The sequence below is a fragment of the Streptomyces sp. NPDC092296 genome, from assembly GCF_044755465.1.
Taxonomy (GTDB): domain Bacteria; phylum Actinomycetota; class Actinomycetes; order Streptomycetales; family Streptomycetaceae; genus Peterkaempfera.
The window spans coordinates 177,338-190,241 of the sequence record NZ_JBIVRB010000007.1; the positions used below are offsets into that span (position 1 = coordinate 177,338).

Consider the following 12,904-nt stretch of genomic DNA (forward strand, 5'->3'; position numbering starts at 1 on the left):
GGGGACGCCAAGTGGCCGACGGCTACCGGGTCAACACGGACGAACTAGAGGCGGTCGTCACCAGACTGAGGACTCTTCAGAAGAGCCTCGGCGAAACGGCGGGCAAAGCCACCTACAACACCGTGATCCAACCTTCCGACGTCGGCTGGGAGTTCCCCGAAGCGCATGAACTCCACACGGCGCACACGAACATGAAGGCCAAGCTCGAAGAACTGATCACCAATCTCGAATCGATGATCGACGAGTTCGGCAGCAAGACCAAGGCCGTGAACGACTCCTACAAGGAGAGCGAATACCAGGTCCAGACCGGCATGAGCGGCGGCACCGACTCCGGGGCGAGGCTGAGCTGAGATGAGCGACAAGGTCAGTGTGCCGACGGGCACGACCTCCAAGGGCATCACCAACTTCGAGCACTGGGATCTCATCCCCATCAAGCAGATGGTCGAGAACAGCCGCCCCGAGCGGCTGGAAGAGGTCGCCGGCCACTGGATGAGCGTCAAGGCGGAACTCGACGCCGCCTCCCGAGACCTCAAGGCCGCCACCGACCACATCACCGCGCACTGGGAGGGCAGCGCGGCCGACGGCTTCGCACAGCGGTCCGCCGTCCTCCAGGAGAGCATCACCAACACCGGCCTGCACGCCCAGAACACCTCGCACGCCCTCACCTACGCCAGCCAGTCGCTCCAGGTCGCCAAGACCGACATGGCCTCGATCCACCTGCCCAGCACCTGGGAGAAGGGCAAGGACAAACTCCTCGACGGCAAGCGCGACGACACCCGGTTCCGCGCCGACATCGCCGCCGGAATGGACCGCGACACCGCCGTCCAGCGGAACGCGGGCAGCCTGTCGCTGTTGGAGGAGCGGCATCAGCAGGCGATCGCGGTGATGGAGCGGCTGGCTCCGCAGTACAAGAGCGCTTCGCAGGCGATGCAGCCGCCGCCCGACGATGGCATTCATGACCCCCGGGTCCCGTACCCACCTGCTCCGCCCACCCCGATCCGGTCACCCGGCGATGTCGGCCCCGCGCCCAAGAGTCCTCGCCAGATCAGCGGTGGCGGCGGCACCGACAGGCAGCAGGTCGGTACGCAGCCCACGTACCGCTCCCCGAACCCGATCGGCAACGGGCTCCCGACTGCCCACGACGGCATCAGCACCCAGCCCACCCACAGCACCGGCCCGATCCCCGGCCGTACGGTCACCCCGATCACCTTCGACCCGATCAGCAGCCAGCCGCCGGCCAGGACCGGCATCGACGGCACCGGCGGCGGTGTGGTCAGCCCGACCGGCCCGGTGCCCAGTGGCCTCAACCCCGGGTCGGGTGGCGGGGGCGGCGGCGGTGGATTCGCCGGCGGCGACGTTCCGGGCGGCGGCTTCGGCTCTGGTGGTACCGGTGGAGGATTCGCCGGGGGCGGCGGATTCACCGGTGGCACCGTCGGTGGTGGCACAACCGGCGGGGGCAGGGGGAGCAGCGGTACGTCGTCCATCGGCGGCCGGGCCGGAGGCTCGTACGAGGGCGGCGGCAGCGCCGGAGGCCGGGCGGTTGCCGGTGAGTCCGCCGCCGGCCAGGGCCGCGCCGGCGGCGGTATGGGGGGCATGGGCGGAGCGGGCGGCGCACGGGCCGGTGGCGGCGCCCGGGGCAGCAGCCTGGCCCGGCGGACCGGCGGCGCGATCGGCGGCAGCAGCGGCAAGACCGGTGGCGCTTTCACCGAAGGCGGCTCCGGGCTCGGACGCAACCGCGGCACCGGGGCCGGCTCCGGCTCCGCCCGTGGCGGTGGCGCACCGCACGGAGCCGGTACGGGAGGCCAGCGCAAGAAGGACAAGAAGGGGAGCCGTCCGGACTACCTGGTCGAGGACGAGGACACCTGGACCAACGGCACCGGCCCGGTGAATCCGCCCGTGGTCGAATGACCGGGGATCGCCGCGAGCTGAAGTAGCACCTCGGCAGTGGCCCCGCGCGCACGGCGCGGGGCCACTGGCCTGTAGTCAGGAGATGGAGCACGCAATGAAGCCCACGCGAGCACTGCGGGCACTGACCGGGGCACTGCTCACCGGCGCCGTCGTACTCACCGGCGCGCCGGCAGCCCATGCCGACCAGATCCGCGATCGGCAGTTGGAATGGCCCCTCAAGGACTTCAACGTCAACGAGCTGTGGCAGGTCAGCACTGGCAGTGGTGTCGTCGTCGCGGTCATCGATTCCGGCGTCGACGCATCACATCCCGACCTGACCGGCCAGGTACTCCCGGGAAAGGATTTCGCCCACGGCGGTGACGGGCGAAAGGACTATGACACCCAGGAAATGCATGGGACATCCATCGCTGCCTTGATCGCCGGGCACGGACACGGTGCCAATGGCGCTTCCGGCGTGATCGGCCTGGCCCCGGGCGTCAAGATTCTCCCCGTGGCCAAGTACGGTGCCGATGGCACCAACGGCACAGCGGAAGCCATTCGCTATGCGGTTGACCATGGCGCAACCGTCATCAACCTGTCCATCGCCGGGGCAAGTGAACCCGGGGACGAATCTGCTGCGGTCGCATACGCCCAGCAGCACGATGTTCTCCTTGTCGCCGGATCGGGAAACGATGGAACCGGCACACCCATGTACCCTGCGGCCGTACCGGGTGTGGTTGCCGTCGGAAGCGTGGGCCAAGACCTGAAGATCTGGCCCAGATCGAACTACGGGCCCCACCTGGTACTTACGGCACCGGGGTCGGGAATCCTCTCCACGGGCACCACGACTCCTCTGGAGTACGGCCTTTCGGACGGCACTTCCAACTCCACGGCCTTCGTCTCGGCCGCAGCGGCGCTGATCCGCGCCAAGTACCCGGACCTGACCGCCGGCCAGGTCGTCAACCGGCTGGTCAAGACGGCGTACGTCCCCGAAGGGCTCCAGGGGCAGAAGCTGCCCGATGCGCACTACGGCTACGGCATCATCCGGCCCTACCGCGCCCTGACCGAGGACATCCCGGCCGGGCCCGAGAGCGGACCGCTCGCCCAGGCCGCACCCCCCGCCACCGCAGCGACCGGCAAGGCCGCAACCGGCAGCACCGGCAGCACCGGCAGCACCGGCAGCACCGGCGAAGCCAACCCGGGGTCGGCCGCGCCCGTCGCCGGGGCGACGCCGCCCGGCGGCGCGGTCGGGGAGGACGGCCCGTCCACCGGGGCCCTCGTCGGCATCGCCGCCGGAGTCGTCGTGCTGATCGTGGTGATCGTCGTCGTGGTCGCCGCCGCCCGACGCAACCGCCGCCGGCCCCCCGGCGGCCCGCAGGGACCCGGCGGGGGCACCGGCTACCCCCAGCCGCAGCCCTGGCCCAACCAGCCCCCACCCGGCGCCTACCCGCCGCCCCACCAGCCCCACCAGCCCCACCAGCCCCACCAGCCCCACCAGCCCCAGCCGTACCCCGACAACCCCTACGCCCAGGGCGGCCAGCCACCCCACCAGTACTGAGGCAGCACGCCCGGCCGGGAGGCGGCGACCGGTCGTATCAAGCTGACGATAATTCAATTCGGTGCCCGGATAAGGCCGCTGGGCCTGGTACCCGATGCCTGCGGTAGGCGAAGATCTTCCGAACAGCCGACCGGAGGAACCCAGCCGCCATGACCACCGCCGCCGAACCCCCTGCCGCGCAGTCGGCGGCCGACGCCGCCCGGAACCGCCTGGCGACCGAGCTCAGATCGGCCTATGAGAACGGGGCACGGGTCAAGGACCTGGCCGTGGTGTCGCACCGGGCGCAGAGCGAGGTGCGCAAGCTGCTGCGGGAGGCGGGCGCGGTGCTCGGCGGCGGGGCGCGGCGGCCGACCCGGGCCCTCATCCCCGCCACGGTGCCCGCCACCCGGCACCGCCGCCCGGCCGAGACCGGGTCGCCCTGGGGCGGGCCCGGTCCGCTGCGCGGGGTGGTGCTCGGTACGCCGCAGCCGCCCCCGGCCGGGGCCCGCCCGGAACCGTCCACCCCGCAGCAGCCGGCCCAGGCGCCGGCCCAGCCGCCCACGGCGGAGCGGCGACGGATGGCGGCCCGGGTCGTCCGGGTCGGTACGGACACCTGCTTTGCCGTCATCGACGAGTGGCGGCCGGCCATCGCGGTGCCGGTGCCGACCCGGGTGCTGGCGGCCGTGACCGGGTTGGACCGGTGGCGGCTGCTCGGTACTCGGTTAACGGTGCTGGCCTACCCGGGCGCGCTGCACGACCACGACCTGGCGGCCGAGGACTGGCAGCCGGCGCGGCCACCGCACCCCGGCTCATAGCGCCGACCGCCCGGCAGTACGGATCAGGCACGGCGGGCACCTTGCCCAAGTGCTCACCCCTGTGCCATCGTTCACGCATTCGCAAATGCCCACTCCTGCGTGAGCATTGCCGTGAACGGGGGAGCCGCATGCCACCGACCACCGCCACCGCCGCACCCACCACCACTGCACCCACCACCGCCGCACTCACCACTGCCGCACTCACCACCGCGCCCACACCCCTGCGCCGCAACTGGCGCTTCCAACTGCTCTGGGCCGGCTCCGCCAGCGCGCTGCTGGGCCTTGAGGCCGCCGATGTGGCATACCCGCTCACCGTGCTGGCGCTCACCGGTTCCCCCGCGCAGGCCGGCCTCTTCGGCCTGGTGCAGGGGGCGGCCATGCTGCTCGCCGGACTGCCCGCCGGGGATGTCGCGGACCGGTTCGACCGGCGGCGGATCCTGATCGCCGCCGAGTCGCTCCGCGCGCTCGCCTCGGCCGGCGTCGCCGTCGCCCTGCTGCTCGGCCGGCTGACCCTCCCCCACCTGCTGCTGGTCGCCTTCGTACTCGGCGCGGCCCAGCCGTTCGGCGGTACGGCCCGGATGCTGCTGGTCCGGGCCGTCGTGCCGCCGGAGCAGCTGACCGCCGCGCTCACCCAGGACGAGGTGCGCGCGGGCGTCGCTCAGTTGGCCGGGCCGCCGCTCGGCGGTGGGCTGTACGGGCTGGGCCGGGCGCTGCCGTTCTGCTTCACGTCGGTCGCGTTCGCGGTGTCGCTGCTCTGCGCCCTGGTCGTACGGCCCGTCGGCGGCGCCCGGCCCGCCCCGCGCCCGGCCCCGAACAGCACGGCGGCGGACGGCACGGCGGCGGACGGCACGGCAGCGGACGGCACGGCGGACGACCGGGAGCGCGGCCCCGCCCGGATGCTCGCCGGCATTCGGCTGCTCTGGCGCGACCCGGTGCTGCGCGGCGCCGTCACCCTGCTGGCCTCGCTCAACGCCGTCGGCGCCCCGCTCAGCCTGGCCGCCGTGTACGTGCTGCGGGAGCAGGGCACCGCCGCCTGGTCCACCGGGCTGGCGCTCTCCGGCGGCGCCATCGGCGGGCTGGCCGGGGCCGCCCTGGTCGGGCCGCTGCACCGGCGGTTCCGGCCGGGCGTGCTGCTGCTGGGCGTCACCGCCGTCGAGGTGCCGCTGGTCGCCGCGCTCGGCCTGCCGCTGGGGCCGTGCTGGGTGGCGGCGGTGCTGCTGTGCGCGATGCTCGGCATCCCGTCGCTGAGCGTGCTGGTGGACGTACTGATCTTCCGTCAGGTGCCCGACCACAAGCGCGGCCGCACCATCAGCGCGGTGATGACCGTGCTGGGACTCGGCATCCCGGCCGGCATGGCCGTCACCGGTCTGCTGCTGGCGTGGCTGGGCGGCGTCGGCGCGCTGCTCGCCCTGGCCGGGGCGCTGGCCTCCGGGGTGCTGCTCTGCGCGGCGGGGCCGGTGCTGCGCCGTACCGACTGGCCCGCCGAGCGGCCCGGCCGCTGACGGCCGGGACCGGGCGGCCCTACCCTGACCGGGTGGCCACTCCCGTGATCCTGCTGCCCTGCGATCCGCTCGCCCCGCGCCGCACCGAGGGGCACTTCGCCGAGGAGGCCGAGGTGACCGCCGACCTGGGCGGCACCACGGCGCTGCTGGACCATGACGCGCTGCTCGCCGGGGATGCCGCCGGGGCGGTGCGGCGGGTCCCGCAGGGGTTGGGCACGGCCTGGTACCGGGGGTGGATGGTCCCTTCGGCCGGGTACGCCGCCCTGGCCGGTGCGCTCGCCGCCCGGGGCTGCACCCTGCTCAGCACGCCCGCCGGGTACGCCGCCGCGCATGAACTCCCCGGCTGGTACGAGGTGTTCGAGGGCGCCACCCCGGCCAGCAGCTGGCTGCCGGGCCGCACCACCCCCGCCCCCGCCGCGCTGGCCGCCGCCGCGCGGCGGATCGGCGGCAGCGGACCGGCGATCGTCAAGGACTACGTCAAGTCCCGCAAGCACGAGTGGGACGAGGCGTGCTTCGTGCCGGAGCTGGCGGACACCGCCGCCCTGCACCGGGTCGTCTCCCGCTTCGTGGAGTTGCAGGGCGACTCGCTCACCGGCGGTGTGGTGCTCCGCGCGTACGAGCCGTACGAGACCGGCGACGGCGACGACCGGGCGGAGGAGTCGCGGGTCTGGTGGGTGGACGGCGAGGCGGTGCTGGTCACCGCGCACCCGGACGCGCCGGTGCTGCCGGGCAATCCGCTGCGGGCCGATCCGGACCTGGCCGTGGTGCGCCCGCTGGTGCATGCGCTGGGGTGCAGGTTCATCACCACCGACCTGGCACGGCGGACGGACGACGGGAGCTGGCGGGTGGTGGAGGTCGGGGACGGGCAGGTGAGCGACCTGCCGCGCGGCGCGGACCCGGCGCCGCTGCTGGCCGCCCTGATCGCCCCCTGACCGGCCCCGACCCCGACCGGCCCCGACCCCGACCCCGCTCCAGCCGTCAGCGCACCGGCGCCGTCTCCCACCGGTCGGCGGCCTCGTCCGCCTCGCCGGTGAACGCCCGCCACAGCCGGGCGTAGGCGCCGTCCGCCGCCAGCAGTTCGGCATGGGTGCCGTCCTCCACCACCCGGCCGTGGTCCAGCACCACCACCCGGTCGGCACGGGCGGCGGTGGTGAGGCGGTGCGCGATGACGAGCGTGGTCCGACGCCCGGCCAGCCGGTCGGCGGCCCGGTTGACCGCTGCCTCGGTGGCGAGGTCGAGGGCGGCGGTGGCCTCGTCCAGCAGCAGCAGATCCGGGTCGACCAGCTCCGCGCGGGCCAGCGCGAGCAGCTGCCGCTGACCGGCCGAGAGATTGCGGCCGCGCTCGGCGACCCGGTGCAGATAGCCGCCGGGCAGCCGGGCGACCATCTCATGGGCGCCGACGGCGCGGGCGGCCGCCTCCACCTCGGCGTCGGAGGCGTCGGGGCGCCCGTACGCGATGGCGTCGCGCACCGTACCGACGAACAGGTGGGCCTCCTGCGGGACGACGCCCAGCCGCTGCCGGTACCCGGCGAGGTCGTACTCGCGCAGGTCGGTGCCGTCCACCCGGACGGCGCCGCCGGTCACGTCGTAGAACCGGGCCGCCAGCTTGACCAGGGTGGACTTGCCCGCGCCGGTCTCACCGACCAGGGCCACGGTCTGCCCGGCCGGGATGTGCAGCGAGATGCCGGTGAGCGCCTCGGCCTTGCGCTCCGCGTCGCCGCTGTAGCCGAAGTGGACGTCGTCGAAGTGGACGTCCCCGCGCAGTGCGGCGACCGGGCGCGGCGCGGCGGCAGCCGGGGTGCTGGTGGGGGTGCGCAGCAGGTCGCGGACCCGGGCGAGGCCGACGGCCGCCTGCTGGTAGCCGTCGAAGATCTGGGAGAGCTGCTGCACCGGGGAGAAGAACAGGTCGATGTAGAGCAGGTAGGCGACCAGGGCGCCGGTGGTGAGGGAGCCGGAGCCGACCCGCTGGGCGCCCTCGATCAGCACCAGGGCGGCGGCGACGCTGGAGAGGAACTGCACGAAGGGGAAGTAGAGCGCGATGTAGCGCTGGGCGCGGATGCGGGCGACGCGGTACTCGTCGCTGCGGGCCAGGAAGAGCGCGGTGTTGACCTGCTCGCGGCGGAACGCCTGGACGATCCGCATCCCGGCGACGTTCTCCTGGAGGTCGGCGTTGACGGTGCTGACCTTCTCCCGGGCCAGGGTGTACTGGGCGGCGGACTTCCGGCGGAAGACCAGGGTGGAGACGACCAGCACCGGCAGCACGGCGAAGACCGCGACGGCGAGTCCGGCGTCGATGACCAGCAGCGCGACGAAGATCCCGGCGAAGGTCAGCAGGCTGACCACGGCGGTGACCACGCCGGTCTGTAGGAAGGTGGAGAGCGCGTCGACGTCGGTCGTCATCCGGGTCATGATCCGGCCGCTGAGTTCGCGCTCGTAGTAGTCCAGGCCGAGCCGCTGGAGATGGGCGAAGATCTTGACCCGCAGCGCGTAGAGGACGCGTTCGCCGGTGCGGCCGCTGAGCCGGGTCTCGGCGGTCTGGACGAGCCAGTCGAGCAGCACCACGGCGAGCGCGGTGAGCGAGGCGGCGGCGACGGCGCCGAAGGCGGCCTTGCTGACGCCGTCGTCGATGCCGTGCCGGATCAGTACGGGCAGCGCCAGGCCGGCGGCGGCGTCGAGGGCGACCAGCAGCAGGGCCAGGCCGAGCGGGCGGCGGAAGGGGGCCAGCAGCCGCCGCAGGCTGAAATCGGGGTCGGCGGCGCGGGCCCGGTCCGAGGGGACGTCCGGGGTGTCCAGCGCGGGCGGCAGGGCGGCGACCTTGGCCAGCAGGTCGGGCGTGGCGGGCATACCGCCGAGGCTGCGGGAGACGGACCCGGAGCCGGTGGCGGTGGTGGCGGCGGTCGTCAGGACGTTGCTGTCGGGGGCGTCGCCGGTGTCGGGGTGGCGGTCGCGGTCCCACAGCTCGGGGGTGACGGCGTGGTCGGTGGCAGCAGGGTCCGAGGCGGGCTCGGCGTCGCGGGCGGGCTCGGATTCGGGCTCCGGTTCGGTCAGCAGTGTCCGGTAGAGCGGACATCGGGCGTCGAGTTCCTCGTGGGTGCCCAGGTCGACCAGGCGGCCGCGGTCCAGTACGGCTATGCGGTCGGCGAGTTGGAGGGTGGAGCGGCGGTGTGCGATCAGCAGCGTGGTGCGGCCGTGCGTCACGCTGCGCAGTGCGTGGTGGATCTCGGCCTCGACCTGGGCGTCGACGGCGGAGGTGGCGTCGTCCAGCAGCAGGATGCGCGGGTTGGCGAGGATGGCGCGGGCCAGTGCGATGCGCTGGCGCTGGCCGCCGGAGAGGGTGAGGCCCTGCTCGCCGACGACGGTGTCGTAGCCGTCGGGGAGTGCGGCGATGAAGCCGTCGGCCTGGGCGGCGCGGGCCGCCGCCGCTATCTCGGCGTCGGTGGCGTCGGGGTTGCCGTACCCGATGTTGGTGCGGACGGAGTCGGAGAACAGGAAGCTGTCCTCGGGGACGATGCCGATCGCGGCACGCAGCGAGTCCAGGGTGAGGTCGCGGACGTCGTGGCCGTGCACCCGTACGGTGCCGGCGGTGGCGTCGTAGAAGCGGGGCACCAGCAGGCCGACGGTGGACTTGCCGGAGCCGGAGGCGCCGACCAGGGCGACGGTCTCGCCGGGGGCGAGGTGGAGGGTGAAGTCGCGCAGTACGGGTTCGGCGGCGGGGCGGTCCGGGTCGGCCGGGTCGGCGTGGGCGTCCGCGTAGCCGAAGGTGACGTGGTCGAAGGCGAGGGCGGGGGTGCCGGGGGCGGGCTGCTCGGCGGGGTCGAGCGGGGCGGCGTCCGGGCGCTCGCTGATCACCGGGCGCTCGTCGATCAGCTGGAGGACGCGCTCCACTCCGGCCCTGGCCTGCTGCCCGACGGTGAGGATCATGGTGAGCATCCGCACCGGGCCGGTCATCTGGGCGATGTAGGTGGAGAAGGCGACGAAGGTGCCGAGGGTGACCTGCCCGCGGACCGCCAGCCAGCCGCCGAGGGCGAGGACCGCCACCTGGCCGAGGGCGGGGATGGCCTGCATGGCGGGGGTGTAGTGGCTGTTGAGGCGGACGGCCCGCAGCCGGGTGGCGAACAGCCGCCGGGAGACGCGCTCCAGCCGGTCGAGCTCCTGCTCCTCCTGGCCGAAGCCCTTGACCACGCGGACGCCGGTGACGGCGCCGTCCACCACGCCGGCGACGGCGGCGGCCTGCTGCTGGGCGGCCCAGGTGGCGGGGAAGAGCCGTCTGCGGCTGAGCTGGGCGAACCAGCCGAGGGCGGGGCCCATCACCAGGGCGACCACGGTGAGCAGCGGGGAGAGCCAGAGCATCACGGCGACGGACATGCCGAAGAGCAGGAAGTTGCCCGTCATCATGGGCAGCATCGACAGCAGCCCGTTGATCAGCTGGAGGTCCGAGGTGGCGCGGCCGACGACCTGGCCGGTGTCGAGGCGGTCCTGCCGGGCGCCGTCGAGCCGGGTGAGTGAGCGGAAGAGGTCGGCGCGCAGGTCGTGCTGGACGTCCAGCGCCAGCTGTCCGCCGTAGTAGCGGCGGACGTAGGTGAGGCCGAAGACGGCTGCGGCGGCCAGGATGAGGAGCACCGCCCAGGGGGCGAGGGACCGGGTGTGGTCGCTGACCACGTCGTCGATGATCAGCCGGGTGATCAGCGGGACGACGGCGGTGACGGCCATGCCGGCGAGTGAGGCGCCGAAGGAGAGCAGGACGTTGCGCCGGTAGGGGCGGCAGTAGCCGATCAGGCGGCGGAGCCAGCCCGCTTGGCGGCTCGCCCGGTCGGCGTCCCGGGTGGATGGTTCTCCAACAGAGTCATGTACCTCAGACATATTTAGAGATACTAATCATCTGTATGCGTTCGCGTCCACCGGCTTTCCCCGGCCCGGCTCCCGGCGCCGTCATGCCCGCTCCGCGGTGTAGCCGTAGACCCGGTCCACGTGCAGCCGCACCACCAGCCGCCGGTCGGCCACCATGGCGGCACGGTACTCCTCCCAGTCCGGGTGCTCCCCCGCGATCAGCCGGTACACCTCGACCAGCTCGTCCGCCACGGCGTCATGCGGGTCGGCGGCGACCGGGGTCAGCTCGGCGGTGCCCTCGGCGACGGCGTAACCGCCGAAGTCGGGCGTGGTGACGTACAGCCCGGCCCGGGGGTCGCGGCGCAGGTTGGCGGTCTTGGCCCGGCCTTCCACGGTGGAGATCCGGGCGGTGCGGGTCGCGGGGTCGTACACGCAGCTGACGTTGGACAGCTGCGGGCGGCCGTCCCGCTTCAGGGTCACCAGGGCGGCCAGCCGGGCGGCGCCCAGCAGGGCGGCCAGGGCGGGGGGCACATGCTCGGCCATCTTCGGCACCTCCGGGGGTCATGGCTGCGGTCCGATTACAGGATCTCCCGCCGAACGGGCCGGGCGCACCCGCCCGTGGCCGGGCGACGGGTGCGGCGCGGGTCCTACGACCCGGGTCGGAGTGCGCCGGGCGGCGCGGCGGGGCGGGCCGGGCGGCCGATGCGCCGGGCGGGCCGGGAGCGATGGGAGGCGCGCGTACGGCAGAGGGGCGCTCGGCGGCTGGTACGCGCCGGGAGAATGGCCGTATGCCTCAGGACCCCGGTACCGCAGCCGTGACCGCCGCCGCCTCCCCCACCCGCTCCGAGCTGACCGCACACCTCAGGACGGCCCGGATCGCGGGTGACGTCGCGACCCCCCGGGAGAACAACCGGAGCCACTACCGGTCACTGGCCGAGGGCGACCGCCACTACTGGCTGGGCCTGGAACTGGGCGACCGCTGGACCGAGGAGAGCGCGGTGCTGGCCGTGATGGCGGAGCGCTGCGGCGTGGTCCCCGACCCCGCGTACACCGCCGGACCGGACACCATCGACCCCGAGCTGTGCGTGGCCGCCCTGGACCGGATGGCGGCGCGGCTGCGGGAGGCGGCGCGGCAGCGGGCCCGGGTGCTGTTCGCCACCGGGCACCCGGCGGGGATGTTCACCGTGCACCGGGCGCTGGCGCAGGCGATGGCGGCGGCGGGCTGCACGGTGCTGCTCAGCGGCGACATACGGCTGCCGGACGGCCGGCAGGAGGTCCGGATGGTGGACCGGGTGGCGATGCTGCACCTGGGCGGCCATCTGCTGCACACCCATGAGCCGGAGCCGATGCGGGTGCTGCTGGACCGGCTGCGCGACCGGGACGGCGGGCTGCCCGACCTGGTCGTCGCCGACCACGGCTGGGCCGGGCACGCGGGGCTGCGCGGCATCCCGACGGTCGGCTTCGCGGACTGCAACGACCCGGCGCTGTTCCTGGCCGAGGCGGAGGGGACGCTGCTGGTCACCGTGCCGCTGGACGACAACGTCTCCCCGCAGCTGTACGAGCCGCTGACCGCGTACCTGCTGAGCGCGGCGGGGCTGGACGGCTGAGGCGGGCCGCCCGGCCCCGCTCGGGCGGGCGTCAGGAGGCCGGCATCAGCACGGTGTCGACCAGGTAGACGGTCGCGTTGGCGGTCTGCACATTGCCGCAGACCACCTTGGAGCCGCCGTTGACGGTGAAGGCGGCACCGGCGCCGGCGACCTTGAGGCTGCCGCCCTCCAAGGTCGGGTGTGCGCCGGCCAGCTCGGCGGGGGCGAGCCGGCCGGGTGCCACGTGGTAGGTGAGGATCTTCGTCAGCTTGGCCTTGTCGGCCAGCACCGCCTTCAGGGTGGCCGCGGGCAGCTTGGCGAAGGCGGCGTTGGTGGGCGCGAAGACGGTGATGTCCTTGGCCGAGTTCAGGGTGTCGGCCAGGCCCGCCCTGGTGACGGCGGCGACCAGGGTGGAGAGCACCGGGTTGTGGGACGCGGCGGTGGCGACGGGGTCCTGCGCCATGCCGGAGAAGCTGCCGGAGCCGCTGGCGGGCACCGCCGAGCAGGCCGTGCCGAACGGCCGGGACGCCATCGCCGCCGGGGAGGCCGAGGCGGGCATCGGGTCGGCGGGGGCGGCGGAGGCGGCCGGGGCGGGGTCGACGGACTTGGCGCTGCTGCCGCCGTCGTCGCTGGTGCAGGCGCTGAGCGAGAGGGCGAGGGCACCGGCGGCGAGCAGGGCGGCGGCGGTGCGGTTGGCGATCACGGTGGTGGGCTCCGATGTGCTTGGTTGCGGATGATGTGTGATGGTGT

Annotated in this window: 10 protein-coding genes; 7 read left to right on the plus strand and 3 right to left on the minus strand. The window is 73.9% G+C overall.

Features of this window, described 5'->3' with window-relative positions:
• The first annotated feature begins 11 nt into the window (after nucleotides 1-11).
• From ACIQGZ_RS18620 to ACIQGZ_RS18645, 6 genes are all read left to right on the plus strand, one after another.
• Entirely contained in the window at nucleotides 12-350 is a 339-nt protein-coding gene (locus ACIQGZ_RS18620) for a hypothetical protein (protein ID WP_402603011.1), read from the plus strand.
• A 1-nt stretch (nucleotide 351) separates the two neighbouring features.
• On the plus strand, nucleotides 352-1,908 hold the full coding sequence (locus ACIQGZ_RS18625) for a WXG100 family type VII secretion target (protein WP_402603012.1): 1,557 nt from the start codon (nucleotides 352-354) through the stop codon (nucleotides 1,906-1,908).
• A gap of 94 nt (nucleotides 1,909-2,002) precedes the next feature.
• Nucleotides 2,003-3,445 (plus strand): S8 family serine peptidase, encoded by a 1,443-nt coding sequence (locus ACIQGZ_RS18630; RefSeq protein ID WP_402603013.1) that lies wholly within the window; start codon nucleotides 2,003-2,005, stop codon nucleotides 3,443-3,445.
• Nucleotides 3,446-3,594: 149 nt separating this feature from the next.
• Nucleotides 3,595-4,239 carry a helix-turn-helix domain-containing protein gene (locus tag ACIQGZ_RS18635; RefSeq protein WP_402603014.1) on the plus strand — a complete coding sequence of 215 codons (645 nt, stop codon included), beginning with the start codon at nucleotides 3,595-3,597 and terminating at the stop codon, nucleotides 4,237-4,239.
• 128 nt (nucleotides 4,240-4,367) lie between these two features.
• Nucleotides 4,368-5,741, plus strand: coding sequence for an MFS transporter (locus tag ACIQGZ_RS18640; protein WP_402603016.1), 1,374 nt, complete (start codon nucleotides 4,368-4,370; stop codon nucleotides 5,739-5,741).
• A 32-nt stretch (nucleotides 5,742-5,773) separates the two neighbouring features.
• Nucleotides 5,774-6,673 (plus strand): ATP-grasp domain-containing protein, encoded by a 900-nt coding sequence (locus tag ACIQGZ_RS18645; protein WP_402603017.1) that lies wholly within the window; start codon nucleotides 5,774-5,776, stop codon nucleotides 6,671-6,673.
• Nucleotides 6,674-6,719: 46 nt separating this feature from the next.
• Here ACIQGZ_RS18645 and ACIQGZ_RS18650 read toward each other — a convergent pair whose 3' ends face one another.
• Both ACIQGZ_RS18650 and ACIQGZ_RS18655 read right to left on the minus strand, forming a co-directional pair.
• The gene (locus tag ACIQGZ_RS18650; protein WP_402603018.1) at nucleotides 6,720-10,601 is read right to left on the minus strand and encodes an ABC transporter ATP-binding protein; all 3,882 of its coding nucleotides are present in this window, start codon (nucleotides 10,599-10,601) and stop codon (nucleotides 6,720-6,722) included.
• 69 nt (nucleotides 10,602-10,670) lie between these two features.
• Nucleotides 10,671-11,111 (minus strand): PPOX class F420-dependent oxidoreductase, encoded by a 441-nt coding sequence (locus ACIQGZ_RS18655; protein ID WP_402603019.1) that lies wholly within the window; start codon nucleotides 11,109-11,111, stop codon nucleotides 10,671-10,673.
• A 245-nt stretch (nucleotides 11,112-11,356) separates the two neighbouring features.
• Here ACIQGZ_RS18655 and ACIQGZ_RS18660 point away from each other — a divergent pair, with 245 nt between their 5' ends.
• On the plus strand, nucleotides 11,357-12,175 hold the full coding sequence (locus tag ACIQGZ_RS18660) for a phosphatase (RefSeq protein ID WP_402603020.1): 819 nt from the start codon (nucleotides 11,357-11,359) through the stop codon (nucleotides 12,173-12,175).
• Between the two features lie 31 nt (nucleotides 12,176-12,206).
• Here the strand turns inward: ACIQGZ_RS18660 and ACIQGZ_RS18665 are convergent, their stop codons facing one another.
• A complete protein-coding gene (locus ACIQGZ_RS18665) occupies nucleotides 12,207-12,857 on the minus strand; it encodes a fasciclin domain-containing protein (protein ID WP_402603021.1) in 651 nt (216 codons plus the stop codon).
• Between the last annotated feature and the right edge of the window lie 47 nt (nucleotides 12,858-12,904).